The sequence below is a fragment of the Paractinoplanes globisporus DSM 43857 genome (genome assembly GCF_000379645.1).
GTDB lineage: Bacteria > Actinomycetota > Actinomycetes > Mycobacteriales > Micromonosporaceae > Actinoplanes > Actinoplanes globisporus.
Genome location: NZ_KB903324.1, coordinates 24578 through 50381, shown reverse-complemented (window position 1 = coordinate 50381; position 25804 = coordinate 24578). Strand labels below are relative to the sequence as shown.

Sequence of the window (25804 nt, the reverse complement as noted above, 5' to 3'; positions counted from 1 at the left end):
TCGCCGGAAGGTCAGGGAGCAGTGGGAACGTGGGTCGCGGCCCTAGCGAGCAGCCACCGGCCGGCGGCGGCCCGCCACGGCTGCGAGGCCGGTCGCGGCGGCCAGTGCCACCACCACGGCGATCCAGCTGGGCACGAACGGGGTCGCGAGGATCCCGTGGTCACCTCGGAAACCTGCTGGGTTCAGGGAGCGAATCCGCAGGCCCCAGATCAGAGCCGCGACGGTGGCGACGCCCATCCCCACGGCGACCGTCATCAGCGCCGGCGGGCGAAACCGGGAGGACTGAGCCGGCACCCGCCGCAGGACCGTCGCGGCGGCCCACGCGGTCGTAGCCAAGACCGCGACCCCGGTCACCGCGATCAGCAGGAAGGCGGTCACGTTCGGGGCGGTGTGAACGCCGTGGCCGTCGGAGATCGCGAGCGCCAGCCGGAGGACGCCGTACCAGATCGCGCAGCCCACGATCGGAACGGCCAAGTATTTCCACGCACCTTTGTCCCGGCCGCGAAGCAAACCGACCGCACTTGGCATTGCGGCCGCCGCCAACGCCGACAAGGCAACGCCACTCGCGACAACGAGCAGCACGTACAGGCCAATTGCATCGCCGGAGAAATCCTCGGCGAGCTTGGCGAAACCGATACCGCCCAGAGTGAACAGTCCGGCCGCCCAGACCACGACGGTAAACGGTGAGTTGCCGGCCATGAAAACGCCTCCATGCGCACGGGCCGCGCCGCGCAAAGAATTGACAACCATCAAAGGGCGCCGGCGTACGCGGAGATCGCACAACAGTTGCGCGTACTCGTCGCCGTATCGTCGTCGCCAGTCGGCCGGATAACAGGCCACGAGCGCACGGACCAGCCGGCCGTCGCCGCTCATGCCGGATCCAGCCGCAGGCGGTGCCGGCTCAGGGTGGCCAGGTGCTGCATCCGAGCGGCCTGGGCGGAGAGCTCGGCCCCTCCCGCCGCCGTCAACCGGTACGGCCGGCGGCGCCCTTCCGCGGGCAGTCCCTCGATCAGACCCCGCTCCTCCAGCCGCTGCAGGGCCGCGTAGAGGGTGCCCGGCCCGAGTCTCACACCGGCCTGCTCGGCGATGTCGCTGGTGATGGCGTATCCATGCTTCGCGCCGTCGGCAAGGCTCACCAAGATCAGGAAGCTTGACTCCGCCCACCGGCCGAGGTCGTCGACCATCGTTGCTCCGTCCTTCGCTATATCGGCCAACGTACTACGCGGGACGATATAGCGCCAGCCTCCCCGGCCGGGCGTACCTGAAGAAACGCTGAAGACGCGAGACGTTCGTCGATGTCCTCGTCGCCCGCCGTGGGTCTGCTGGCCGCCACGCCGGCTTCGGCCGCACCCGCTCGGCCGCATCAGCCGCACGCCTCACACGTGCTCCTGATCTCGGTCGACGGCATGCATCAACAAGACCTCGATTGGTACGTCGGCACCCATCCACATTCGACGCTGGCCCGCCTCGCGGCGACCGGGACCACCTACCGCAACGCCGTCACGCCGTTCCCGTCCGACTCGTTCCCCGGCATCCTCGCCCAGGTCACCGGCGGCGACCCGCGGACGACCGGCGTCTACTACGACGACACCTGGAACCCGTCGTTGCTGCCGGCCGGCACGACCCATTGCGCCGGCGTCAAGCCCGGCGCCGAGGTCGATTACGCCGAACCGGCCGACCGGGACCCGTCCCGGCTCGATGCCGGCCAGGGACTGACCGGCCTGCCCGGGTCCATCCTGTCCCTCACCGGCTCGCCGGAGCAGCTGCTCGACCCGGCCCAGCTGCCGGTCGACCCGGCCACGTGCACGCCGGTGTATCCGCACCAGTACCTCAAGGTGAACACCGTCTTCGAGGTCGCCCGGCGACACGGCCTGGTCACCGCCTGGTCCGACAAACACCCCGCCTATGACCTGCTGCAGGGACCGTCGGGCACGGGCATTCAGGATCTCTTCACCCCGGAGATCAACAGCGTCGCCGACACCGCCGGCGACGACTGGACCTCGGTCAACCGCCTCACGCAGCAGTACGACGGCTACAAGGTGCGGGCCGTTCTCAACGAGATCGACGGGTACGACCACAGCCGTTCCGTCAAGCTGGGCACCCCGGCGGTGTTCGGCATGAACTTCCAGACCGTGTCGACGGCGCAGAAGCTGCCCGCGTCCGACGGCCAGGCCGGCGGGTACGAGGCGGACGGACGTACACCCGGGCCTGTCCTTTCCTCCGCTCTCGATTTCGTCGACTCCCAGCTCGGCCGCCTCACTACCGAATTGACCAGGCAACATCTGGCCGACCGGACCACGATCATCGTGTCGGCCAAGCACGGCCAGTCGCCCACCGCGCCGGCCCAACTGACCCGCATCGACGACGGCGCGATCGTCGACGCGCTGAACGCGGCCTGGAACACCGCCGGCCACGCCGGCCCACTGGTGGCCTTCGCGATCGACGACGACACCGTGGTGATGTGGCTGACCGACCGCTCGGCCGCCGCCGCGACGTTCGCCCGGACCTTCCTGCTGCATCACGACGGCACCGGCAACGACATCACCGGAGCGCCGAAACCGTACGTCGCGTCGGGGCTCACCCAGGTCTACGCCGGGGCCGCTGCCGCCGCGCTCATCGGCGTCCGCGCCGGGGACGAGCGGGTGCCGGACCTGATCGGCATCAGCCAGCCCGGTGTCGTCTACACCAGCAAGAAGTCGAAGATCGCCGAGCACGGCGGCGACAACCCGGCCGACCGCAACGTACCGATCGTGGTGTCGGGGGCGAACGCCGCCGCCGGACACCGGGTGACCCGCTCCGTCGAGACCACCCAGATCGCGCCGACCATCCTGCGGCTGCTGGGTCTGAACCCGGACGAGCTCGACGCCGTCCGCATCCAGCACACTCCCGCACTGCCGAACTGACTCGAAGCGCCACCGCGTCGGCGTCCTCGGCGCACCACGAGGACGTCGACGCCCCATCCGGGGAGAGCTCAGCGATATTCTGGCGCCGGAGGGCAGCGACAGTGACGACGAAAGACAGCCGCAGACCGCCCGGGGGCCTCGAGGCGGCCGTCATGGCAGTGCTGTGGGCGGCGGACGCTCCGATGACCGCGGCCGAGGTGCAGCAGGACCTCGGCGGTGACCTGGCGTACAACACGGTGCAGACCATCCTGTTCCGGCTGCACGACAAGAAGGCCGTCGAGCGCCATCGAGCCGGGCGCCGGCACGCCTACTGGCCGGCCAAGGACGCGTCGGCGGTCGCCGCCTCGCAGATGCAGGCGGCGCTGATGGATCGCCCCGACCGGGTGGCCGTGCTTCAGCTGTTCGCCGCCTCCCTCGACGACGATGACGCCGCGCTGCTGCGGGGGCTGCTGGCCGACACCGGCCAACGGCGTGGGTCATGACCGTCGCGGTCTACCTGCCACTGTTGCTGGCGCTGCCGCTCGCCCTCGGCGCCCGGCGCATCGCCGCCCGGGGTACGCCGGGACCGGCGGCCTGGACACTCGTGACCATCGCCGCCGTCGCCGCCCTCGCCTCCACCTGGTCGCTGACCATGCTGGCGCTGACCGCGCTCGACGACCTGCCGCCGCTGGCGGCGCTGGACAACCACCCGACGCTCGAGCTGCCCGAGCCGGTACCGGGCCCGGTCGCGCTCATCGCCGGGCTGCTTCTGGTCGCGGGCGGGGTCCGGCTCGTCATCGACGCACGCCGCCGGATCACGACCAATCGCCGGCTCCGGGAAGTCGGCGATCCCGATCAGGAACTCGTCATCGCCGATTGGACGACCCCGATGGCCGTGGCCGTGCCGGGCACGGCGCACACACCCGGCCGCCTGCTGGTCACCACCGGCATCCTGCAACTGCTGAGTGCCCCGGAGCGTGAGGTCGTCCTCGCTCACGAACGCGCGCACCTCGCCCATCGCCATCACCGGCTCACCGCGACCGTCGCCGCGGCGGCCGCGATGAATCCCTTGCTGATTCCCGTACGCCGAGCGGTCGAATTCCTGGTCGAGCGGTGGGCCGACGAGGATGCCGCCGCCGATGTCGGCGACCGGGGCCTGGCCGCGACGACGGTGGCCCGGGCCGCGCTCGCGTCGTCCGGCGCCGGGTCGGGAACGGTGCTCGGCATCGACGGCGGCGCCGCCGTTCAGCGGGTGCGGGCACTGTCGCAGCCCACCCCGGCCCCCATGCTGCGTCGCCTGGCCGCTCCGATACTGCTCGGCGCGGCCATCGTGGCCCTCGCCGGGGCGGCCACCGAGGCGTTCGTGGACCTGGCCCACGCGTGGCTGTAGTTACCGCCAGATGTCCGGTATGCCGGCCCGACCTTGCGCGATGCCGGTGAAGGGCAGCCCGTACATCTGCTGAAGGGTGTGTAGTAGGTCGTAGTGGTCCGACCTGGTCGCGTACTGTCCCGGCCGCACCCCCGCGCCCGCGATGATGGTGGCAATGCGATTGCCGCCGGTGCGGTTGTCCTCGTCGAAGCTCAGCACGAACAGGCTGTTGTGGGTCTTCGCCCAGGCGATGTACGGCGTGAACTGTCTCCGGAGCCAGGCGTCGCTCTGTTCCTTCGGGCAGTCGTGCATGTCGTGACAGAGATTCGGAATCACGAACGCGACGGTGGGTAGCCGCGCGTAGTCGGCCGGGAAGGCGGAGTACGGCAGATTCGCCGCGGCCGGAAGGTTGCTGAAGTTCACCCACGGGCTGTGCCGGCGGACGTACCCGCGATAGGAACATCCCCGCCATCCCGCGCGGGGCAGGTCCTCGGCGTAACCGGCGAAGGTGCGGCCGGCATCGATCAGCTGACGGCCGAGGTTGGGCCGATTCCCCAGGTCGTGCGGGCACCCGTTGTCCGTCACCGCCTGCGTGGATCCGGTGAACAGGGCGAGATAGTTCGGCTGGCTCGGATGGGTTTCGGCGTAGAAGCGCAGCATGTTGGCCGAGCTGTGGGCCAGAGCCGTGATCCAGGGCGCCTTCGGATGGCCGACGACGGCGTCGTAGCGCTTGTTCTCCAGCATCACGATCACCACGTGGTCGGGCCGGGGCACGGTGGGCGGCGCCGCCCGCGCGGTGGCGACCGGAACCAACGCGCCGGCAATCGCCGCGGCCAGGGCCACCCGTCCGGTTCGCTTCATCTGCTCTCCTGTCGCGCGTCAAATGTCCGCTTGCTCCTACAAGTTGTAGGAGATAGCGGTACGCATCGCAGGGAACGCGCCGTCAGCCCGGCTCTGATCCACTCGTACGGGTACGCCGCCGGCTGCGGAGCAACTCGATGCCGATCGGAACCACCGACAGGACCACGATCCCGACGAGGATGAGCTCGATGTTCGACTTCACGAAGGAGACCTGGCCGAGGAAGTACCCGAGGATGGTCACGCCAGTGCCCCAGCAGGCGGCGCCGATGACGTTGTACGAGAGGAAGGTCCGGTAGTGCATGTGGCTGGCGCCGGCCACGATCGGCGTGAAGGTCCGCACGATCGGTACGAAGCGGGCGAGCACGATCGAGCGGGCGCCGTACCGGGCGAAGAAGCCGCTGGCCCGGGTCAGATTCTCCTGTTTGAACAGGCGGGAGTCGGGGCGCCGGAACAATGCGGGTCCGAACCGGCGCCCGAACGCGTAGCCGAACTGGTCACCGGCGGCTGCGGCGGCCGAGACCAGCACGCACATCAGCCACAAGGGCAGATGGAGGTACGTGCCGCCGGCGATGAGCAGACCGGCCGTGAACAGCAGGGAGTCGCCGGGCAGGAAGAAGCCGATCAGCAGTCCCGATTCGGCGAAGACGATGGCGAGGATGCCGATCACGCCGAAGGTCGAGATCAGCCATTCCGGGTCGAGAAACTGGGGGCCCAGTGCTGACGTCATCGAATCCGCGCCTCTCCGTCGGCGTCCGCGGCCTTTCTCTTCGCGCCCCATGCCCGGTCGGCGCCGCGTCAAACCTACACGCTGTAGGAGTTCGCTCGACTTGACAATCTCCTACAGTCTGTAGGAGTTTTGGCGAAGTCAGGTAAGCCTCAACTAACACGGGAGCGGCCACGTGGGCGGCGCCTTCTTCGCCAGCTATCTCATCGGGCTTCGCGACGGCCTCGAGGCGGCGCTCGTCGTCTCGATCCTCGTCACGGTCCTGGCCCGGGCCCAGCGCCGGGACGGCCTGCTGCCGCTCTGGTCGGGCGTCGCGGCCGCGGTGCTGTGCGCGGCGGCGCTCGGCGTCGTGCTCACCTACGTCGCCACGTCGCTGCTTTCCGGCGTACGCCTCGAACTCTTCGAAGCGATCAGCTCGCTCGTGGCCGTCTCGATGGTCACCTGGATGATCTTCTGGATGCGGCGCAGCGCCCGCACCCTCAAGTCCGAGATGACGGGCAAGCTCACCACGGCGCTCGGCCTGGGCAAGGCCGCCGTGGCCGCGCTCGCCTTCGTCGCCGTGATCCGCGAGGGCGTCGAGATGGTCCTTCTGGTCTTCGCCGCCGCCCAGGCCGCCAGCGAGACCGTCGCGCCGCTGCTCGGCATGATCGCCGGCGTCGCCTCCGCGGTCCTGCTCGGCTGGCTGATGTATGCCGCCGTTGCCCGGGTCAACCTCGGCCGGCTCTTCACCTGGACCGGCGCCCTGCTCGTCCTGGTGGCCGCCGGCATCATCAAGTACGCCGTGCACGGCTTCCAGGTCGCCGGCGTGCTCCCCGGCTCGACCACCGTCGCCTACGACCTGTCACACACCATCGAGCCCAGTTCCTGGTACGGCACCCTGCTGGCCGCGACGATCAACGTGACCCCGACCGCCACCGTGCTCGAGGTCGTCATCTGGCTGGCGTACGCCGGGCTGGTCTTGTTCTTGTTCTTCCGCCCGGCGCCGAAACGGGTTCCGGTCACCGCCTGATCCCGGTGCGCCAAGGCAGCAGCGCGATGCCGCCGAGAAGGACGACCGCGAGCACGGCCAGCGCGGTCCGAGCGCTGGTCATCGCGGCCAACGCTCCGGCGGCGGCAATGAAGACCGGTTGAACGATCTTGTTGGAGACCGACCACGCCATGACCACGCGGGACATGTGAGCATCGTCGGTGACGTTCATGCGGTAGGTGGCGAAGCTGGGACTGAACATTCCCGCGAACAGCACCAGCAAGAACTCCGACGCCATGACCAGGATCAGACCGAGCGTGGAAGCGGGCGCCAACGGCAGCAGCCCGAGCCAGAGATTTCGGCCGACTCCCGCCAGCAGCAGGGTCCGGCGTTCACCCAGCCGGGACCGCAGCGGCTTGACCAGCAATGAGCCGACGATCCCGGCGACGCTGGACACGCCGCTGATCAGGCCGTACTGCCAGGCCGCGAATCCGAGGTCGCGCAACACGAAGACGGCCAGCAGCGGCACCACGGCCATGATGCAGCCGCCGAAGACCAGCGAGTTCCAGAACAGGGCCGCCAGCCCTCGATGGGCGAAGATGAATCGCCAACCAGCGGTGATGTCCTTGAGCCAGTGGTGCCGCGGGCCGTCGGTGAACGGGGCGGGCTCCCGGGTCCTCAGGCCGCGCAAGGTCAACGCCGACACCAGGAAACTCACCGAGTCCAGAACCATGGTGACCGTGGCGCCGAGCCAGGAGATCAGCACGCCGCCCGCAGCCGGCCCGACCGCGTTCGCCGTCCACACGGTCGTCTCGAAACGGCCGTTCGCGTCGGCCCGATGTGCGGCCGGGACCATCGTGCGCAGCTGCGCGACGCCGGCCGAATCGAAGGCCAGACGCGCGGCCATCTGGACTGTCGCCACCAGACAGAGCTGCCAGTACGTCAAGACACCGAAGTACGCCGCCACCGGAACCGATCCGACCGCAGCGAAGCGCAGGAGGTCGGTCCCGACCATCACCGGCAGCTTCCGATGACGCTCGATCCAGGGCCCCAACGGTAGAGCCGCGGCCGCGCTGACCAGCCCGGCCAGCACCGTCAGCAGCGACACCTGGAAATCGGATGCACCGAGGACCAATACCGCGACGATCGGCAAGGCCGAGTAGCCGAAGGCGCTACCGAACTCACTGGCCGCGAAGGCCGCCCACCGGCGCTGAAAGTCCCTGCGCCACCCCGCACCGGATGGGACCGCGGTATCCGGCGCGGAAGACTCGGTCGTGGGCACCGCCGGAACTTTCCACAGGCCCGGTCGGGAGACAAGCGTTACTCCTCGCCGGAGAACCGTTCCCACGCGGATTGCCGGGTGATCCGAAGGGCCGCGCCGATGCGCGCCCAGGTCACTTTCCGTTCCCGCAGGGTGGTGACCAGTCGCTGGAGGCTTGCCTCGGTCTGCGCCCCGGCCGCCGCGACGAGGGGAAGCCGGTCGAGGATCTGTTCGTCGGTCATCCCGCGCTCCCAGGCTGACAGCCGCGCATCCGAGCGGGAGGGCTCCGGCTCCTCGGACCGGAGGATGTCGTTGCACAGCTCGACACACTCGTTGCAGATGTAGACGCCGGGGCCGGCGATCATCTTCTCGACATCCGAGCTCGGCTTGGCGCAGAACGAGCAGGACAACTGGATTGCCGCTTCGCTGGTCATGGTTCCTCCGGCGGTCGCCGTCTGTCAGGCGTACCCTGACGCTGTCAGGCTACACCTGACGGATCCGCAAGGGCTAGCTGTGATGTCCGGGGACGTTGGTCGAGGAACTGTGACCACTCGATCTGACGATCAAGGCCGGGTCTTGTGAACAGATGAAGGCCTCCACCGGTGCAGTGGATCTGTCACGGAACCACTTTCACCAGGCTGGAGGCCTTCATGTCCCACGCTAACGCCGCGCTGACTCCACGGGCGCGATTGCGGCTGGCGCGCCTGATCGTTGACCACGGCTGGTCACCCGCACGAGCAGCCGAACGCTACGACGTGTCCTGGCGCACCGCGTCCAAGTGGGCGCAGCGTTACCGCGAACACGGCGAAGCGGGCATGGCCGACCGCTCGTCACGGCCACACTCACAGCCGAACCGGACCCCGGCACCACTGATCCGCAAGATCCTGCACCTGCGCCGTAAACGACGCTGGGGACCGGTCCCGATCGCCGCCCAGCTCGGCCTGGCCGCCTCCACCGTGCACACCGACCTGGTCCGCGAACGAGCGAACCGGCTCAGCCACCTCGACCGGGCCACCGGCGAACCGATCCGCCGCTACGAACACGAACAACCCGGCGACCTGCTGCACGTCGACGTCAAGAAACTCGGCAACGCGCCCGACGGCGGCGGCTAGCGCTTCCTCGACCGGCAACAAGGCCGCAAGAACCGAGCCGGCACCCCGAACAAACCCCGTAACCAGCACCACAACCCGCTGATCGGGACCGCGTTCGTGCACACCGTCATCGACGACCACTCCCGGGTCGCCTACGCCGAAATCCACGACGACGAAACCGCCGCCACCGCCACCCGCGTCCTGACCAACGCCGTCGCCTGGTTCGCTGAGCGCGGCGTCACCATCCGCCGGGTACTGTCCGACAACGGCTCCGCCTACCGCGCCCGGCTCTGGACCGACACCTGCACCGAACTCGGCGTCACCGTGAAGAAAACCCGCCCCTACCGGCCACAAACCAACGGCAAGATCGAACGATTCCACCGCACCCTCGCCGACGGCTGGGCCTTCGCGAAGTTCTACCCCTCCGAGAAAGCCCGCCGCCCTACCGGCATTCCTGCACGACTACAACCACCACCGGCCCCACACCGCCATCGGCAAAACCCACCCATCACCCGGCTGAACAACCTGGCTGGACATCACAGCTAGCGCAGGCGGCTCGCGTCGGTGGCCAGCGATGGTTCGTCGCGATGGCTGACGGTCAGGTAGGCGACGACGAGGACGATCGCTACGAGGGACACCGCGGTGGTGGCGACCGGCTGGGCCAGGCCGTCGGCCACGGCGGCGCCGAGCGGGTAGGTGAGCGCGTACGCGATCCAGAACGCCGCCGCGCCGTTGAGCCGGAGGAAACGGTGGGCGGCCCACACTGCGGCAGTGACCGCCGCCAGGACCGGGGCCGCGCCGTTGGGAGAGAAGTCCGCCCCGAAGGTGAAGGCGAACAGGACAGCGAGCCAGTAGAACGCCTGGCGGCGTGGGCTGTCGACGGTGTGGATCGACAGCGTCCGCTCGGTCGCGTACCAGATCACGAGGACCGCGCCCAGCAGCACGGCGAACGCGATCGTGACCGCCGCGGGCGTCACGTCGAAGATCTCGGTCAGGTTGTCGGCGACCAGGATGCCGAACACACTGACCAGCAGCACGATCACCCAGTACAGCCAGGGCAGGTACCGGTTGATCGCGAGCTGAGCCACCAGCAGGGCGGCGAGCGGCGTGGCGACCAGCATCGTGGTGACGCCGAGACCCAGCAGCCCGGTCGAGCGGTCGGCGATCGTGTCGCTCACGGGAGCCAGCAGGACCTTGACGAGCCAGAAGAGAACGGTGACCTCGGGGACCTTGCTCAGGTACCGCCGGAACGGTCGTTGTGAATCCTCGGGCCAGGTGCTGGTCATGCCCAGCACGGTCGCAAGCGCCGGCTAAGAGTCCGCTGAACGCCGGAGAGACAGGTAGGCGATCAATGCCACGATGACGGCCGCCCACGCCACGGTGACCGGGCCGGTCCCCCAGCCCAGACCGCCGCGCGCGACCGAGACACCCATCCAGTCGGCGAACGACGCACCGAGCGGTCGCGTGATCACGTACGCGGTCCAGAACGCTGCCACCGCGTTGAGCCACCGCGCCCGGAACGCCAGCGCCGGCACCGCGATCGCCGCCGCGAACACGAACCCGGAGACCAGATAGCCCCATCCGAAGGTGGTGGCGGTCAGGTCGCCGGCCGCCGTGCCCAGCGCGAAGGTGACCAGCACGGTCGCCCAGTAGAAGCACTCCGGCCGGCCGCGGGTGACGGTGTGGATGGACAGCGTGCGCTCGCTGGCGTACCAGGCGCCGAGGACCACGATCAGGGCCACCGCGAAGAAAGTCGTCGAGATGGCGTACGGGATGCCGAGCCCCACGTGCAGCACGTCGGCCGCCATCGTCCCGAACACACTGACCATCACGACCGCGAACCAGTAGAGGACGGTCGAGTAGGCGCCGGCCCGCATCTGCAGGAACAGCGCCCCGGCCAGCACCAGCCCGGCCGCGCCGACCGCCACCTCCGGCGCGATCGTCCTGGCCAGGAAGTCCGAGGCGGTCTCCCCCATTCCGGTGGTCAGCACCTTGATGATCCAGAACAGGGCGGTCACCGGCGGCACCTTCACCGCGAGCGCCGCCGGGTCGAGGGGACGCCGCGTCCGTTCGAAGACAGTCACGACGGGAGAGCCTCTCGGTCCGCTCCTGAAGAAACGCTGAAACGGCACGGGATGTCGCTCGAATGAGGGCTTCAGCGGATTTTAAGGACGACCAGTTGATCGTTGGCGGTCATAACCTTTTGAAGGAGAGAAAATGTCGGTGACTTATGCCACCGCAGAACGCTCGCGTGTCTGGTTGACCAAAGTTCCGGCGATCACCGCGACATTCTGGGTCATCAAAGTATTGTCCACGACAATCGGTGAGACCTTCGCCGATTATCTGACGGTAAATGTCGGCCTGGGGCCGCTCGTCACCGATGCGGTAATGGCGGCCGTGCTCGCCACCGCGCTGGTCGTCCAATTCCGCACCCGGAAATACACGCCCTGGATCTACTGGCTGTGCGTGGTGCTGGTGAGCATCGTGGGCACCCAGATCACCGACTTCTTCACCGACACGCTGGGCGTCAGCCTCTACCTCAGCACCGCGGTCTTCGCCGTCGTACTCGCCGTGGTCTTCGTCGTCTGGCACCGGCAGGAGCACACGCTCGCGATCACGTCGATCGACACCCCTCGCCGCGAGGCGTTCTACTGGGGCGCCATCCTCACCACGTTCGCGCTCGGCACCGCGGCCGGCGATCTCGCCACCGAGGCGCTCAGCCTCGGCTTCCGGAACGGCGTGCTGATCTTCGGCGGGCTCATCCTGGCCGTCTGGATCGCGTACAAGATCGGGGCCGGTCAGGTTCTGACCTTCTGGGCCGCCTACGTGCTCACCCGGCCGCTGGGGGCGTCGATGGGTGACCTGCTCACCCAGTCGAAGGAGTTCGGTGGTCTCGCGCTGGGGGCGAGCCTGACGAGCATTCTGTTCTTCGCGGTGATCATCGTGTTGGTGGCCCGCGAACAGCTGCTGGTCAACCGGCACGGGGTCGCGGTCAAGGGCATGGGTCCCGCCGGCGGCCGCCGGGCGGACTACGCATGGGCGGGCGCCGGGCTGGCGGTGGTCGCCGCCGTGGGACTGGGGCTCAGCTCGTCCCGGTCCACCACCCCGGACGACAGCACCTTCGTCGTCGCCGAGCAGGCGCCACCCGTCGCCGGGCAGTCCGCCGGCACGACCGGCGGGTCGGCTTCCGCCCGGAAGCCACATCCGACCACGCGGCTGGGCGATCTGACGTCCTTCGCCACGATCGTGGCCGACGTCAAGGGCAGGGTCGCCAAGAACGATCTCGGCGGCGGCAAATCCCGGATCAAGGACCTGGAAGTGGCCTGGGATGACGCCGAGGCCGGACTCAAGCCCCGCGACCCCGGCAAGTGGCACCAGCTCGACGGTCAGATCGACGACGCCCTCACTGCCCTGCGAGCCGGAAGCCCCAGCCAGGCGGACTGCTCGGCCACTCTCGCCACCTTGATCACCACGCTGAACAAGTTCGACGGCGTCTGACCCCGCGTTCAGCTCTCCGTCAGGTTCGGCGGCCTACCTTCCCGGCATGGGTGGTGTCCGGTTGCGCACGGCGATCGCGGCCGCGGTGGTGGTCGCGGTCGCCGGGCTCCTCGCCGCTTTCGGTTTCGTCCGGGTGACCGAGTCGATCCTGACCCACAACGTCGACAGCTCCGCTCGCCAGCGGGCCGCCGAGGTCACGGCCGGACTCCGCGACGACGAGGCGTCGGACGTGATCGAGACCATGAGCGGCGACATGACCTTGGTGCAGGTGCTCGACAGCGCGGGAAACGTAGTCGCCTCGTCGTTCCCGGTCGGCTCGAAGCCGCCGCTGGCGAGCAGTGGCGTCGCCGTCGGCCACAGCGCGAGATCGACCCGTCCGTGGCCGGAGAGCGACGACTCCCCGTACCGGATCTGGGAGGTCGGTGTTCAGACTCAGGCCGGTCCGCAAACCGTCGTCGTCGCGCAGTCACTGCAGCCGGTTCGGGACAACACCGGGGCGCAGACCCGCGCCCTCGCGGCCGGCATGCCGGTCCTGGTGCTCGTCGTCGGGCTAGCGACCTTCGTCTTCGTGGGGCGATCGCTGCGACCCGTCGAGGCCATCCGCCGGCGGGTCGCCTCGATCACGGCGCAGGACCTGCACGCCCGGGTCCCGCTGCCGCGCGGCCGGGACGAGGTGGCGGCCCTGGCCCGGACCATGAACGCCATGCTGGACCGGCTCGAGTCGGCGGCCATCGCGCAGCGGCGGTTCGTCGCCGACGCCGGGCACGAGCTGCGCAGTCCGCTGGCCACCATCCAGGTCGGCCTCGACTACCTGGCCGCCCGGGCCACCACCGGGACCGGCCTGGCCCAGGTCACCCTGCTGCGGGGCGAGGCGGAGCGGCTCGGCACCCTGGTCGCGGATCTGTTGCTGCTGGCCCGCTCGGACGAGGACGGGCTGGCGCTGCGGCACCGCGAGCTCGACCTGGACGACCTGGTGCTCGCCGAGCGGGACCGGTTCACGGCCCGGTTCCCCGCGGTGGACCTTCGCGTGCGTCTCGAGCCGGTGCGCCTGTTCGGCGATGCCGCGCGGCTGCGGCGCGCCCTTCGCAATCTGCTGGACAACGCGGCCCGGCACGCGACATCGGCGGTGACCGTCTCGGTCTGGGCGGACGATCGCGCGCATCTGGTGGTCGCCGACGACGGCAGCGGCATCGATCCGGGCGACCGGGAGCGGGTCTTCGACCGGTTCGTGCGGCTCGACGACAGCCGGGCCCGGCAGGACGGCGGGTCGGGTCTCGGCCTGCCGATCACCCGCGAGATCGTGGACGGGCACGGCGGCGAGGTCCGGATCGACGACGGCGACGGCGCCGTCTTCCACGTCCTGCTCCCTCTGACAAAAGCGGACGCGGATCACCCGCCGTTGGCCGCCAACCGGTAGCCCGCACCGCGGACGGTCTCGATCGCCGACCGCCCGAACGGCTGATCGATCTTTCGGCGCAGGTAGCGGACGTACACCTCGACGATGTTGGTGTCGCCGTCGAAGGTCCAGTCCCACACACCGCCGATGATCGCGCTCTTGGACACCACCTCGCCGCGGTGCCGCATCAGGAACTCGAGCAGCGCGAACTCCCGGCTCGTCACCGAGATCTCCTGGCCGCCGCGGCTGACCCGCCGACTCGCCGGATCGACGCTCAGGTCGCCCGCGGTGAGCACGGCCGGCCGTTCGGGACTGCCCCGGCGGACCACCGCGCGCAGCCGGGCCAGCAGCACCACCAGGGAGAACGGCTTGGTGAGGTAGTCGTCGGCGCCGAGGTCGAGCGCGTCCGCCAGGTCGTACTCGCCGTCCTTGGCGGTCAGCATCACGATCGGCGTCCACACCTCCCGGCCGCGCAACTGCCGGCAGACCTCGTACCCGTTGAGCCCCGGCAGCATGATGTCGAGCACGATCACGTCGTACGGATGCTCGGTTGCGGCCCACAGGCCGTCGTCGCCGGTGGCCGCGACGTCGACCGCGAAGCCCTCCCCCATCAGCGCGTCGCGTACCACCGCGGCCAGCGCCGCCTCGTCTTCCACCAGCAGGACCCGCACGCCGATCGTCCTATCCGAAGTAGATCGCCGCGGTCGCCATGACCGCCCACGCACCGCCGCTGACCAGCAGGAACCCGTCCGAGACCAGCAGGTTCTCGGGCGCCTCGCCGTCGCCGCGGGCCACCAGCAGGCTGTAGCGCATCAGCCCGGCCAGGAACGGCACGAGCGACAGCGCCAGCAGCGGCAGTGAGGCATCGCCGGAAAATTCAAAGGCCCAGCAGGCGTACGCGATGATGGTCCCGGTCAAGGTCATGGTCAGCGTCTGCTGCAGCCAGGGCAGCGAGTACGCGGCAAGCACCGCCCGCCCGCCGGGGTCGCGCCGCAGTTCGCCCAGCCGCTTGCCGGTGACCAGGAAGAGCGACCCGAGCAGCGCGGTGAGCAGGAACCAGCTGGACATGGGCACGCCGGTGGCAACCGCCCCGCCGATGGTGCGCAGCAGGAACCCGCCGGCGACCGCGAGGATGTCGACGACCGCGATCCGCTTGAGCCGCCAGCTGTAGGCGAAGGTGAGCGCCAGGTAGGCCGCGACGCAGCCGAGCAGGCCGGGACCGGCCAGCGGCGCGATCGCGAGGGCGGCCGCCATCAGCCCGAGGCCGCACAGCCAGGCGGTGCGTACCGAGATCGCCCCGGACGCCACCGGCCGGCGACGCTTGACCGGGTGACGCCGATCGGCCTCGACATCGGCGGCGTCGTTGAGGAAATACGTGCCGGCCGAGGCCAGGGTGAACGACGCCAGCGCCACGAAGCTGGCCGGCTCGACGAACTCCCCGGCGGCCAACGGCGCCGCGAACACGAGCACGTTCTTGATCCACTGGCGGGGCCGGGCCGTGACCAGCAGCGGCGACGAGACCGGCGGCGCGAGAGTCGGCAGCGCCATCTCAGTTCGCCGTCACGTAGAAGAAGTCGCGCTGGTCGGGGTTCAGATAGCGGTAGGCCGAGCGCGGCATCCGGGGCAGCAGCTTGGTCGGAGCCGAGCCGTTGGCGCCGCTCAGCGGCTCCCACGAGGCAAAGCTCGCCATGCCCGAGTGGATGTCCAGCTGCATGCCCCGGACCACCCCGGCGTCGGCCATCGCCGCGGCCAGCGTGGCCAGGTTCATCTTGTCGCCGGCCACATAGATCAGGTTGCCGTGCGCGTCGATCCCCACGCCCGACCGCCAGGTGTACTGGTACTGGTTGTGCGCCGAACCCCAGCGTCCGTCGGCGTTGGTGCTCAGCCCGGCGACCGGCCGCCCGTGGTCGACGACGAGGGCGAGATTCTGCCGTACGGCGACGACGCCGGCCGTCATCCGCACGTCCCGGCCCCAGGCGCCGACCGTCGCCACACCGTCTTTGTCGATCACCAATGAGGCCTGTCCGGCGGCCAGCGGCCGGGCCGTCCGCCCGTCGAGGTAGAACCCGCCCGCGATGTCCTGCATCTTGAAGCCCGAGTTGAAGGTGGCGACCAGTTTGCCGATGTCCGCGGTCGGCACGGCGGCGGCGTCCGGCCCGACCGGGCCGCCCGGCTGGGTCGTACCCGCCACCAGGTGGGTCGTGGTGCCGGAGGTGCGAATCCAGGCGACGCCGGCCACGACGCTCAGGTGGGCGGGATCGGGCCGCAGGAAGGCCGTGTAGACCAGCGGAAGACCGGAGGCGCCGGTCCGGCCGGGCGACCACGTCGACTCGCCCGGCAGGAGGGCGACCCCGGGCAGCCGCGGGAGGGTGGCCGGGCCGATGACCTTCGCCGGGCCGGACCCGATTCGCGGGAGGGCGGCCGCGTCGGGCGGGCCGGCCGCCGGCTTGTGCCGGGTGTACCACCAGTTCTCGATCGCATTGACCAGCGCTCCGCCGTGCTTGAGGCGGATCCAGTCGACCGTCCGCATCTGCCACGTGGCGCTTCCCGGCGCGGTGAGGGCGCGCCCGTACGAGATGGCGGGTCCGATCAGGATCAGCGCGACGGCGATGGCAACCACGCGGCGCAGGCGACGCTGACGCGCGGTGCGGACCCGGCGCTTGCGGCCCCGCCGCACCACGCCGCCCGGCGTCGCCCGGATCGACGTGCTCATCGGTCGTCCCGGAGGGTGAGGTGGCGGTAGGTGGTGACCCGGACGGCGACATCGGCGATCTCCAGAAGCGGGCGGTCTCCCGCGCCGTTCGCGTACGCCCAGACCTGACTCGCCGGCTGCTCGCGGAGGTGCTCGAGAACCCGGCGAGCCTTCTCGTGCCCCCGGCAGTTGCCACCGCGCAGCGCGCCGGTCAGCCGCCCGTTGACGACCGCCATCTCGGTACAGATCACCTCGTCGGCGCCGAGCAACCGGCCGAGGTGATGGACGTAGAGGCCCGGGGATGCCGAGGCGATCACGAGTCGGTGGCCGTTGTCGCCGTGCCAGGACCACAGCCGCATGGAGTCGGCGCGCAGCGAATCCCGGACCCGGAGGGCGTAGTCGCGGGCCACCTGATCGACCGGGCCGAGCTCGCGTCCGCCGAGGAGTTGCTGCAGCACGAGCGCCTTGGCGGCATCGCGTCGCCCGTGCCGCGGCAGCTCGCGGGTCGCCGCGACCGCCAGCGCCCGGACCACCGCCGCCGTCCCGGCGACCCGGCGCAGGAAGGGCAGAAGCGTGTCGGTGCGCGTCAGGGTTCCGTCCAGATCCCAGACGGCCGCGGGGCGACCACGGCGCGGTTCACCGGTCCCGGAGCCGGTCGCCGGCATGACCTGCGGCGGCTCGACGACGGTCAGCGGTGGCACGTTGCTGTTCACGGGGTGGCTCCTTTGCGTTGTGCCGGGTCGAGGCGGCGGTAGACCGCGGCCGGCAGCAGGCGCAGCGCGGTCATGACCGGCCGGAGGACGGCGGGGACGTAGGTGACGCCGGGCCGGCCGGCCACGGCCCGGCGTACCCGCGCGGCGACGTCGGAGACGTTGGTGGCGAACGGAGGCTCGGGCAGACCCGCGGTCATCCGGGTACGCACGTGGCCGGGCCGCACGACCAGGACGCGGGCACCGCTCCCGCGCAGCGACTCGCCGATGCGGCGGGCGTAGACGTCCAGGGCGGCCTTGGCGACGCCGTAGCTGAGCAGCCCGTCGCGGGTGCGCACGGCGGCGACCGAGGAAAGGACCACCAGGGTGCCGTGCCCCTGCGCGCGCAGCCGGGCGGCGGTGGCGTGTACCGCGAGCATCGGCCCGAACAGGTTGGTGTGCATGGCCTGCTCGACCGCGGCCGTGTCGGCCAGGGCCGCCTCGTCGGCGAGCACCCCGACGCTGAGCACCACCACGTCGAGGTCGCCGTGCCGGGCGGCGGCGACCGCGAGCAGGTCGACGGTCGCGGCGGCCGGCGCCAGAGCGTCGTAATGCAGGGTGGCGACGTGGCGCCGGGGCCGGGCCAGGCGCTCGGCCGCCGCGGCGAGCGCGGCCGGGTCACGGCCGGCGAGGATGAGCGTGCCGCCGTCGGGCAGGAGCTGGTCGGCGATGGCCTGGCCGATCTGGGAGGTGCCGCCGAGCAGCAGCACGGTCTGCGGGCGGCCCAGTCCGTCACGCATGGCTCGCCCCGATCTGGTCGGCGATGCGCTGGTCGGCCAGGCGCAGCCGGCGGGCTAGGTCCGAGACGAGCAGCCGATCCGGGTCGAGCGTCGACCGGACGGCGCGCCACCGGGCCAGGCCCGGGTACATGGCGGCGATCACATCGGGGTGCGCTCGGCTGTCCTTGACCAGGTAGACCCGGCCGCCCGCGGCGGCGATCCGCTCGTCGAGCCGGTCGAGCACCGGGCCGAGGGCGGGATCGGCGGCGAAGTCCAACGCGAGGCTCCAGCCGGGCGCGGGGAACGACAGCGGTGCCGAGTTCGCGGCGCCGAAAACCTTCAGGATCGCCAGCGACGGTGAGTGGCCGGCCGCGCGGGTGGCGCGCAGGGCCTCGGCGAGGACATGTTCGGCGCCGAACGGGACGGTGAAATGGTGCTGGATCAGCCCGCGCCGGCCGTGCAGCCGGGGCCACCCGGGGAGTGTGTCGAGCGGGAAGTGCAGGTCGGGCAGGGGCCGTAGGTGTCGCGGGCGAAGGACGACGGCCGCGCGGCGGGCGGCATTGGCGGCGGCGGTCAGCGGCGGCCAGGCGATACCCCGGCCCGGCAGCGTCGGCGTGACGTGGCGCCGGGCCGCCCGGCTCGGGGTGAGGGCGCCGAGCCGGGCGGTGGTCGCCATGGTGATCACGCCGGCCCCGCCGGGATCGACCCAGGCGACGGCGTGCTCGCTGCTCATCGCGGCCGCGTGCAGCCGCTCGAGGACCCGCTGCAGGCGCGGCTGCTCCTCGTCGACGGTGGACACCCACCACGAGGCGAGGGGGATCAGCCGCAGCGTGGCCCGGCGGATGATCCCGGTCAGGCCGAGCCCGCCGACCGTGGCCCAGAATTCGTCGGCGTTGACGGTCGGACTCATCTCGATCATCCCGTACGCCGGAGTGAGCACGGTCATCGTCGCGACGTGCCGCCCGAACGTGCCGTGCCGCTGGTGGTTCTTGCCGTGGACGTCGGCGGCGATCGCCCCACCGACGGTGACCCCGGACGAGCCCGGCACCACCGGCAGCGTCCAGCCGCCCGGCGCGAGGTGGCGGACGAGCTCACCGACCGTGACGCCGGCACCGACCTCGACGGTGGCGGCGGCCGGATCGACGTCTCCGATCGACCCGTCGGCCAGGGTGGACACGACCAGGCCGCCGGCGTTCTGGGCCGCGTCGCCGTAGGAGCGACCGCCGCCACGCGCGATCAAGCCGCGCGATCCGGCCGACCGAATGATCTCGGCCCAGTCGTCGTCCGTGCCCGGTGTCAGCTCGGTGGCACGGCTCTGTGTCGCCCGGCCCCAGCCGCCGATCAGGGTCTGTCGTCCTCGGTTCACCACGGGACCCACGATGCGACCGCGCACCTGAACGGGGGCTGAAGCTTTCAGGCCTCTCTCATGGCCACCCGCCTACCGTCCGCCGCATGCAACGTCGTGACGCCCTCCGCACGGTCACCGCCCTGACCCTCGGCGCCGTCGCCGGCTGCGAGCCGGCCCCGCGATCCCCGGCGCCCGCGACCGAGCCGTCCGGCTCGCCCACCATCGGTCCGGCCGGGCCGCCGGCCCCCGCTCTCCCGGCCGAGGTCCGGCACGGACCACGCGACCGTCCACAGGTCGCTCTGACCTTCCACGGCCAGGGCGATCCCCGGCTGATCACCGACCTGCTCGACGAGCTGAAGCGTGGCGGCGCCCGGGTCACGGTGCTGGCCGTCGGCACCTGGCTGGCCTCGAACCTCGCCCTCGGCCGCCGCGTCCTCGCCGATGGCCACGAGCTGGGCAACCACACCCAGCACCACGGGGACATCAAAAACATGAAACCCACGCTTGCGTACGCCGAGATCGTCGCCTGCGCGCAAGCGATCCATGCGGTGGCCGGCTCCCCCGGCCGCTGGTTCCGTCCGTCACAGACCCAGTTCGCCACCGCGATGATCAAAGCCGCGGCGCGCAAGGCCGGCTATCCGACCTGCCTGTCGTACGACGTGGACCCGCGCGACTTCACCGACCCCGGCTCGCCGGCGATCGTCTCCGCCACGCTCGCCGCCGTCCGCCCGGGGTCGATCGTGAGCCTGCACTGTGGCCACCAAGGAACCGTGGCGGCGATCGCCCCGGTCCTCGCCGGCCTGCGCGCGCGTGGTCTTCGCCCGGTCACGGCCTCGGAGCTGTTCGCATGACTCGCCCACCCGCAGCGCTTCGCCGGGCGCTTTTCCGGTCCACGACCGCGACCACCCTGATCCTGCTCGCCGGTTGTACACCGGGACCGGCTCCGGCCCAGCCCCGCGGCTCCCTGCCCACGGCCGGGCCCGTGCCGGCCGGCACGGCGCTGCTGCCGGGAATGCCGCCGCCGATCGACCCGGGGGACGTCTACGCCGCCGACCGCCCCGGGCACCTCGCGCCGGCCGCGGCGCGCGCCCGGCCGCTGGTCTACGTGCCGAACTTCGGCAGCGACACCGTGTCCGTGATCGATCCGCGAACGTACAAAGTGGTGCGGACCGTTCCTGCCGGGCACGGCCCGCAGCACGTGGTGCCGTCGTGGGATCTGCGCACGCTGTGGGTCAACGACAACGCCGGCAACACGCTCATCCCGATCGACCCGGTCACCGCCCGATTCGGCCGGCCGGTTCCGGTCGACGACCCGTACAACCTCTACTTCACCCCCGACGGCCGGTTCGCGATGGTGATGGCCGAGTCGCGCCGGGCGATCGTCTTCAGCGACCCGCACACCATGGCGCCCCGGCACGTGCTCCCGGTGGGCTGCGACGGCGTCAACCACGCCGACTTCTCGGCCGACGGCCGATACTTCATCGCCACCTGCGAGTTCTCCGGCGACCTGGTCAAGGTCGACACCGCGGCGCAACGCGTCGTCGGGCGGCTGCACCTGCCCGGGCACGCCATGCCGCAGGACATCAAGATCTCGCCGGACGGGCGTACCTGGTACGTCGCCGACATGCAGACCAGCGGCCTGTGGGTCGTCGACGGCGACCGGCCGGCGGTCCGCACATTCGTGCCCACCGGCGACGGCGCCCACGGCCTGTATCCCAGTCGCGACTCCCGCTACCTCTACGTCTCCAACCGGGGCGCGGGCAGCGTGTCCGTCCTCGACTTCCGTACCGGCCGGGTGGTGTCCACCTGGCGGCTGCCCGGCCATGCCAGCCCGGACATGGGCGGCGTCTCGGCCGACGGCCGCATCCTGTGGCTCTCCGGCCGCTACGACCGTGAGGTCTACGCCATCGACACCACCACGGGCCGGCTGATCGCCCGTATCCCGGTCGGATCCGAACCCCACGGGCTCTGCGTCTGGCCCCAGCCCGGCCGTTACTCGCTGGGGCACACCGGCATCCTCCGCTGACGCGCCCGGGCAGATCAGCCCTCGTCGGCGACGAGCCGGTAGCCGGCGCCGCGGACGGTCTCGATCGAGGCTCGCCCGAACGGGTGATCGATCTTCTTGCGCAGGTAGCCGATGTAGACCTCGACGATGTTCGGGTCGCCGGCGAAGTTCGCGTCCCAGACGTTCTCGAGAATCGCCCGCTTCGTCATCGCCTCACCCCGGTGCCGCATCAGGAACTCCAGCATCGCGAACTCGCGCGGCGTCACCGCGACCGGCTCCTCGCCGCGGAAGACGCGCCGCTCGGCCGGGTCCAGCGACAGGTCGCCGGCGGACAGCACGGCCGGGCGTTCCGGGGCGCCGCGGCGGATCAGCGCGCGCAGCCGGGCGATCATCACCACGAACGAGAACGGCTTGGTCAGGTAGTCGTCGGCGCCCAGGTCGAAGGCGTCCGCCTGGTCGTACTCACCGTCCTTCGCGGTCAGCATGAGGATCGGCGTCCACACCTCGCGAGCCCGCAACTGCCGGCACACCTCGTAGCCGCTGAGGCCGGGCAGCATGATGTCCAGCACGATCACGTCGTACGCGCCGTGCGGGGTCTCGGTCGCCTGCCACAGCCCGTCCACCCCGTCGTGCACCACGTCGATCACGAAACCGGCCTCGGTCAGCCCGTCCCGCAGGGTCTCGGCCAGAGCGACCTCGTCCTCCACCACCAGCACTCGCATACTCCCAGCCTGCCCCCACCGCACCTGAAAAACCGCTGAAGACCGCCACCTCGCCGACAACTCCACCGCTACCGTGACGGCCATGGTGGTCACGCTCCGCCGCCGGCTGGCGGCCCTCTCGCTGCGCCGCCGCCTGGGCGTACGCCTGCGGTCCGCGCTCGCCGCCGCGGTCGTCGTGGCGATCGCCTCGCTGCTGGCCGGCGGGGTGTTGTTCATCACGGCCCGCAGCATCCTGCTCGACAACGTCAACACCGCGGCCAACGACAAGGCCGCCCAGATCGCCGCCGCGCTCAAGGCCGGCACCGACCTGAGCACGCTGCTGCGGCCGACGGCCCGGGACCGCACGGTCGTCCAGGTGCTCGACGGCCCGGGCCGCGTCGAAGCGGCGTCCGACGCGCTCGCCGGGGAGACCGCGATCTCCACGCTCAGCCCCGGTCCCGGGCAGCGGATCAAGGAACAGCGGCACCTGCCCGGCGTCCACGACGAGCCGTTCTGGATCGTCGCGCAGGGGGTGAGCACCCCCTCCGGCAACCGGACCGTGCTGGTGGCGGAGTCGCTGGACACGGTCGACGACGGCGCCGGAGCGGTGATCGTGGCCTTGCTCCTGGGTCTGCCCATACTCGCGTTGACGGTCGGCTGCGCCACGTTCCTGTTCGTCGGCCGGACGCTGCTGCCGGTCGAGGCCATGCGCCGGCAGGCCGCCACGATCACCGCGCGCAACCTGCACGAACGGCTGCCGGTTCCGGCCACCGACGACGAGATCGCCGCGCTGGCCGCCACCATGAACACCATGCTCGACCGGATCGAGGCGTCCTCGGCCGCGCAGCGCCGGTTCGTCGGCGACGCCAGCCACGAACTGCGCAGCCCGCTGGCCACCGTGCAGGCCAACGCCGATCTGCTGGACGCCGTCGACCTGCCGGAATCCGCGGCTCGCTCGGTCGGCCGGATCCGGACCGAGAGCACGCGGATGGCACGTCTCGTCGAGGACCTGCTGCTGCTCGCGCGGGCGGACAATGACCAATTTCGCAAACGGCGCCAGGACGTCGACCTCGACGACCTGGTCTACACCGAGCGAGAGCGCCTGGCCGAGCTCCATCCGCGGCTCAGCGTGCGGGCCAGCTTCGAGCCGGTGCGCGTCGTGGGTGACCACGACGCGCTGCTGCGCGTCGTGCGCAATCTGATCGACAACTCGATACGGCACGCCCGGGCCAACGTCACCATCAGCGTCGGCAGCCGCGACGGGCTGGCCGAGATCGTGATCGGGAACGACGGCCCGCCGATCCCGGCCGGCGACCGGGAGAGGATCTTCGATCGCTTCGTACGACTCGACGACAGCCGATCGCGCGCGGACGGCGGAAGCGGGCTGGGTCTCTCGATCGCCCGCGACATCGTCAGCGCCCACGGCGGAACCCTGACCGTCGACGAGCTCGACCAGGGCGCCGCCATGCGGATCCGCCTCCCGCTGCCGGCCGCGTCCGAGCTCGCCGTTTCCTCCTGATCCGACCGGGGCCACCGGCCGGATCAGCGGGCGATCACCCCGGCGACTCTGCTGATCGGCTCGCCCACCGCGTTGATCACGTCCGACAGCTCCTTCAGGTCGGCCTTGGACAGCTCGCTGTGCGGCCGGTAGCCGTCGCCGGACCGGTGCTTGGCCAGCGCCGCGTCGACGGTCGCGAAGCCCGCGTCGATCTTCTGCACCAGAGCGGGGTCACGCTGTTGAAGGGCCGGCCGGAGCGCGGCGACGGCGGCCTTCGAGCCTTCGATGTTGGCGGCGAAGTCCCACAGGTCGGTGTGCGAGTACCGGTCCTCCTCTCCGGTGATCTTTCCGGTGGCGATCTCGTCCAGCAGCGACTTGGCCCCGTTGGCCAGGTTCAGCGGCGAGAGCTTGGCCGCGGCCGCCTCGGTGGCGATCGCGTCCACGTCCTTGGTCAACTGATCGGCGATCGGGCCCGATTTGGTGATGTCGCCGGCTTGCCACAGGTCTTTCTCGAGGCGATGGAAGCCGGTGAACTGGGCGCCCGGTTCGACCGCATCCTCGCGGCCGTCGATCTTCGGATCGAGATCGCCGAAGATCGTCGCGACCGGCTCGATGCGCTCCCAATAGGTGCGGGCCACCGGGTACAGCTTCTTGGCCTTGGCGATGTCGCCGGCCTTCACGGCATCGGCGAACTCCTGGGTCTTCTGCCGCAGCCCGATGCTCTGGGCGGCGACGTACCGCTGATAGCTGGTGGAGGCCTCGGCCAGGGCGGCATCCGTGTTCAGCGGCGCCGACGAGCCGGTCACCCGCAGCGTGGATCGGACTCCGGCGCCGACCATTCCCGGTTTGCAGGCGATCTGGTACGTGCCGGCGGTCAGTTCGACGTGCAGGTCGCGAGTGACCCCGGGGAGGATGTTCTCGACCTCGCCCATGACCCGGTCGCCCTCGGCGTACACGTAGAACTCGGTGATCTTCGAACCCTCGTTGGTGACCGCGAAGACCGAGGTTCCGGCCGGTACGTCGGACGTCGCGGCGGTGCAGGCGGTGTCGCTCGCGTGCACGGCGACCGAACCGGCCGCGGCGGCGGTCTTGGAGCCGGAACAGCCGGTCAGGCCGACGGCGACCGCGCCGGCGACACTCGTCACGGCGAGCAGCCGGTTTGTGCGCATGGAGATGTGCTCCTTGAGATAAGGCTTACCTAACTCGCTGAATCTCCTACAGCTTGTAGGTGTAAGTCAAGCCGTGACCTCGGGACGGCGCAGCAGGCCGCGCGCGACCAACTCGATCGTCACGCCGACCGCGATCGCCTCGACCGCGAGCAGGGCGATCAGAACCATCAGCTGCGTGGCGCCGGCCTGGACGGCGGAGCCGCCACCGAGCAGGACCCCCACAAACGCGCCGGGCAGGGTGACCAGGCCGACCGTCCGGGTCTGGTCGAGCGCCGGGACGAGCGCCTGGCTCGCGGTCGGGCGGCAGACCATGAGCGCCGCGTCGCGAGGCAGGAAGCCGAGAGCGAGTGCCGCCTCGTACTCGCCGAAACGGGCGTGAAGCTCGTCGAGGGCGCGACGGCCGGCCAGTGAGGTCGCGGTCATGGCGCCGCCGATCAGAATGCCGGCGATCGGAAGCACGGCCACCTCCGACTTCGGCACCGTTCCCGCGGCGATGATCAGCGCTCCGGTCGGCAACGCTCCCGCCACGATCGGGAGGATCGTGAATCGGGACAGGTTCCAGGACCCGATCCGGCGACCCGAGGTGGCCGCCGCGACGAGCACCATCACGGTGATGAACGCGGCGGTGGCCCACCACGACCGCAGCACGGCGGCGATCACGAGCGACACCACGCCGAGCTGCACGACGGCGCGCAGCGACGCGGTGACCACGGCCCGGCCGACGCCCAGCCGGCCGATCACCGCCGCGGCGACGGCCACCAGGATCAGCACCGCCAGCACGACGATCAGGACGGGGCCCGTCGACACCGCTGCTTGGTTCATGCTCGACAGCTCCTGCCACCCACGACGCGCCGGGAAAGCGCCAGGCTATCGA

Annotated in this window: 26 protein-coding genes and 1 pseudogene; 10 read left to right on the top strand and 17 right to left on the bottom strand. The window is 70.8% G+C overall.

Translation table 11 applies throughout. The features are described 5' to 3' along the window. Positions 1 to 42: 42 nt before the first annotated feature. Positions 43 to 873 carry a hypothetical protein gene (locus A3CQ_RS0135740; protein ID WP_157296750.1) on the bottom strand — a complete coding sequence of 277 codons (831 nt, stop codon included), beginning with the start codon at positions 871 to 873 and terminating at the stop codon, positions 43 to 45. Continuing rightward, positions 870 to 1184: a PadR family transcriptional regulator gene (locus tag A3CQ_RS0135735; protein WP_020515757.1), complete on the bottom strand. Its 315-nt coding sequence runs from the start codon at positions 1182 to 1184 to the stop codon at positions 870 to 872. The genes A3CQ_RS0135740 and A3CQ_RS0135735 overlap by 4 nt, the downstream gene beginning before the upstream one ends. A 111-nt stretch (positions 1185 to 1295) precedes the next feature. Between A3CQ_RS0135735 and A3CQ_RS0135730 the strand changes: the two genes are divergently transcribed. The 3 genes from A3CQ_RS0135730 to A3CQ_RS0135720 all read left to right on the top strand — a co-directional run bounded on the left by A3CQ_RS0135730 (position 1296) and on the right by A3CQ_RS0135720 (position 4272). Next, the gene (locus A3CQ_RS0135730) at positions 1296 to 2903 is read left to right on the top strand and encodes an alkaline phosphatase family protein (RefSeq protein ID WP_020515756.1); all 1608 of its coding nucleotides are present in this window, start codon (positions 1296 to 1298) and stop codon (positions 2901 to 2903) included. 101 nt (positions 2904 to 3004) lie between these two features. Beyond that, the gene (locus A3CQ_RS0135725; RefSeq protein ID WP_026206577.1) at positions 3005 to 3385 is read left to right on the top strand and encodes a BlaI/MecI/CopY family transcriptional regulator; all 381 of its coding nucleotides are present in this window, start codon (positions 3005 to 3007) and stop codon (positions 3383 to 3385) included. Further along, positions 3382 to 4272: a M56 family metallopeptidase gene (locus A3CQ_RS0135720; protein ID WP_020515754.1), complete on the top strand. Its 891-nt coding sequence runs from the start codon at positions 3382 to 3384 to the stop codon at positions 4270 to 4272. Before A3CQ_RS0135725 ends, A3CQ_RS0135720 begins: the two co-directional genes overlap by 4 nt. On the opposite strand, the gene A3CQ_RS0135715 is transcribed toward A3CQ_RS0135720, so the two are convergent. Further along, positions 4273 to 5112: an alkaline phosphatase family protein gene (locus A3CQ_RS0135715; RefSeq protein WP_084699377.1), complete on the bottom strand. Its 840-nt coding sequence runs from the start codon at positions 5110 to 5112 to the stop codon at positions 4273 to 4275. Positions 5113 to 5194: 82 nt separating this feature from the next. Continuing rightward, positions 5195 to 5839, bottom strand: coding sequence for a VTT domain-containing protein (locus A3CQ_RS55255; protein WP_020515752.1), 645 nt, complete (start codon positions 5837 to 5839; stop codon positions 5195 to 5197). A 172-nt stretch (positions 5840 to 6011) separates the two neighbouring features. Between A3CQ_RS55255 and efeU the strand changes: the two genes are divergently transcribed. After that, positions 6012 to 6845: an iron uptake transporter permease EfeU gene (gene efeU, locus A3CQ_RS0135705; RefSeq protein ID WP_020515751.1), complete on the top strand. Its 834-nt coding sequence runs from the start codon at positions 6012 to 6014 to the stop codon at positions 6843 to 6845. Here the strand turns inward: efeU and A3CQ_RS0135700 are convergent. Together A3CQ_RS0135700 and A3CQ_RS64285 are read right to left on the bottom strand one after the other, a co-directional pair. Beyond that, entirely contained in the window at positions 6835 to 8085 is a 1251-nt protein-coding gene (locus tag A3CQ_RS0135700) for an MFS transporter (RefSeq protein WP_063713642.1), read from the bottom strand. The genes efeU and A3CQ_RS0135700 overlap by 11 nt on opposite strands. A gap of 38 nt (positions 8086 to 8123) precedes the next feature. Continuing rightward, positions 8124 to 8498: a ClpX C4-type zinc finger protein gene (locus A3CQ_RS64285; RefSeq protein ID WP_020515749.1), complete on the bottom strand. Its 375-nt coding sequence runs from the start codon at positions 8496 to 8498 to the stop codon at positions 8124 to 8126. A 216-nt stretch (positions 8499 to 8714) separates the two neighbouring features. On the opposite strand from A3CQ_RS64285, the pseudogene A3CQ_RS55250 reads away from it, so the two are divergent. Further along, a pseudogene (locus A3CQ_RS55250) lies at positions 8715 to 9701 on the top strand (IS481 family transposase). On the opposite strand, the gene A3CQ_RS55245 reads toward A3CQ_RS55250, so the two are convergent. Both A3CQ_RS55245 and A3CQ_RS0135680 read right to left on the bottom strand, forming a co-directional pair. Continuing rightward, complete coding sequence (locus A3CQ_RS55245; RefSeq protein WP_020515748.1) at positions 9698 to 10441, bottom strand: COG4705 family protein; 744 nt, start codon at positions 10439 to 10441, stop codon at positions 9698 to 9700. The pseudogene A3CQ_RS55250 and the gene A3CQ_RS55245 sit on opposite strands and share 4 nt — an antisense overlap. Positions 10442 to 10465: 24 nt before the next feature. Then, positions 10466 to 11239: a COG4705 family protein gene (locus A3CQ_RS0135680; protein WP_020515747.1), complete on the bottom strand. Its 774-nt coding sequence runs from the start codon at positions 11237 to 11239 to the stop codon at positions 10466 to 10468. Between the two features lie 175 nt (positions 11240 to 11414). Between A3CQ_RS0135680 and A3CQ_RS0135675 the strand changes: the two genes are divergently transcribed. Beyond that, a complete protein-coding gene (locus A3CQ_RS0135675; RefSeq protein ID WP_020515746.1) occupies positions 11415 to 12653 on the top strand; it encodes a COG4705 family protein in 1239 nt (412 codons plus the stop codon). 46 nt (positions 12654 to 12699) lie between these two features. After that, the gene (locus A3CQ_RS0135670) at positions 12700 to 14070 is read left to right on the top strand and encodes a sensor histidine kinase (RefSeq protein ID WP_026206573.1); all 1371 of its coding nucleotides are present in this window, start codon (positions 12700 to 12702) and stop codon (positions 14068 to 14070) included. On the opposite strand, the gene A3CQ_RS0135665 is transcribed toward A3CQ_RS0135670, so the two are convergent. The 6 genes from A3CQ_RS0135665 to A3CQ_RS61825 are packed head-to-tail and all read right to left on the bottom strand — an operon-like array spanning position 14043 to position 19575. After that, positions 14043 to 14720 (bottom strand): response regulator transcription factor, encoded by a 678-nt coding sequence (locus A3CQ_RS0135665; RefSeq protein WP_020515744.1) that lies wholly within the window; start codon positions 14718 to 14720, stop codon positions 14043 to 14045. The genes A3CQ_RS0135670 and A3CQ_RS0135665 overlap by 28 nt on opposite strands. Positions 14721 to 14730: 10 nt before the next feature. Further along, positions 14731 to 15597 carry a decaprenyl-phosphate phosphoribosyltransferase gene (locus A3CQ_RS55240; protein WP_020515743.1) on the bottom strand — a complete coding sequence of 289 codons (867 nt, stop codon included), beginning with the start codon at positions 15595 to 15597 and terminating at the stop codon, positions 14731 to 14733. 1 nt (position 15598) lies between these two features. Beyond that, complete coding sequence (locus tag A3CQ_RS58020; protein ID WP_020515742.1) at positions 15599 to 16762, bottom strand: phosphodiester glycosidase family protein; 1164 nt, start codon at positions 16760 to 16762, stop codon at positions 15599 to 15601. Beyond that, complete coding sequence (locus A3CQ_RS55230) at positions 16759 to 17454, bottom strand: HAD-IB family hydrolase (RefSeq protein WP_020515741.1); 696 nt, start codon at positions 17452 to 17454, stop codon at positions 16759 to 16761. Before A3CQ_RS55230 ends, A3CQ_RS58020 begins: the two co-directional genes overlap by 4 nt. Beyond that, positions 17451 to 18230, bottom strand: a complete 780-nt coding sequence (locus A3CQ_RS0135645) for an SDR family NAD(P)-dependent oxidoreductase (RefSeq protein ID WP_020515740.1) — start codon at positions 18228 to 18230, stop codon at positions 17451 to 17453. Before A3CQ_RS0135645 ends, A3CQ_RS55230 begins: the two co-directional genes overlap by 4 nt. Next, the gene (locus tag A3CQ_RS61825; protein WP_040433656.1) at positions 18223 to 19575 is read right to left on the bottom strand and encodes an FAD-binding protein; all 1353 of its coding nucleotides are present in this window, start codon (positions 19573 to 19575) and stop codon (positions 18223 to 18225) included. Before A3CQ_RS61825 ends, A3CQ_RS0135645 begins: the two co-directional genes overlap by 8 nt. Positions 19576 to 19661: 86 nt before the next feature. On the opposite strand from A3CQ_RS61825, the gene A3CQ_RS0135635 reads away from it, so the two are divergent. Further along, complete coding sequence (locus A3CQ_RS0135635) at positions 19662 to 20408, top strand: polysaccharide deacetylase family protein (RefSeq protein ID WP_020515738.1); 747 nt, start codon at positions 19662 to 19664, stop codon at positions 20406 to 20408. Then, on the top strand, positions 20405 to 21583 hold the full coding sequence (locus tag A3CQ_RS0135630; protein ID WP_084699374.1) for a YncE family protein: 1179 nt from the start codon (positions 20405 to 20407) through the stop codon (positions 21581 to 21583). Before A3CQ_RS0135635 ends, A3CQ_RS0135630 begins: the two co-directional genes overlap by 4 nt. Before the next feature lie 14 nt (positions 21584 to 21597). On the opposite strand, the gene A3CQ_RS0135625 is transcribed toward A3CQ_RS0135630, so the two are convergent. Beyond that, the gene (locus tag A3CQ_RS0135625; protein WP_026206572.1) at positions 21598 to 22284 is read right to left on the bottom strand and encodes a response regulator transcription factor; all 687 of its coding nucleotides are present in this window, start codon (positions 22282 to 22284) and stop codon (positions 21598 to 21600) included. A gap of 82 nt (positions 22285 to 22366) precedes the next feature. On the opposite strand from A3CQ_RS0135625, the gene A3CQ_RS0135620 reads away from it, so the two are divergent. Continuing rightward, the gene (locus tag A3CQ_RS0135620) at positions 22367 to 23782 is read left to right on the top strand and encodes a sensor histidine kinase (RefSeq protein ID WP_051115455.1); all 1416 of its coding nucleotides are present in this window, start codon (positions 22367 to 22369) and stop codon (positions 23780 to 23782) included. 23 nt (positions 23783 to 23805) lie between these two features. Here the strand turns inward: A3CQ_RS0135620 and efeO are convergent, their stop codons facing one another. Continuing rightward, positions 23806 to 24930, bottom strand: a complete 1125-nt coding sequence (efeO, locus tag A3CQ_RS0135615) for an iron uptake system protein EfeO (protein WP_020515734.1) — start codon at positions 24928 to 24930, stop codon at positions 23806 to 23808. A 66-nt stretch (positions 24931 to 24996) separates the two neighbouring features. Beyond that, positions 24997 to 25752: an ABC transporter permease gene (locus tag A3CQ_RS0135610; protein WP_026206571.1), complete on the bottom strand. Its 756-nt coding sequence runs from the start codon at positions 25750 to 25752 to the stop codon at positions 24997 to 24999. Between the last annotated feature and the right edge of the window lie 52 nt (positions 25753 to 25804).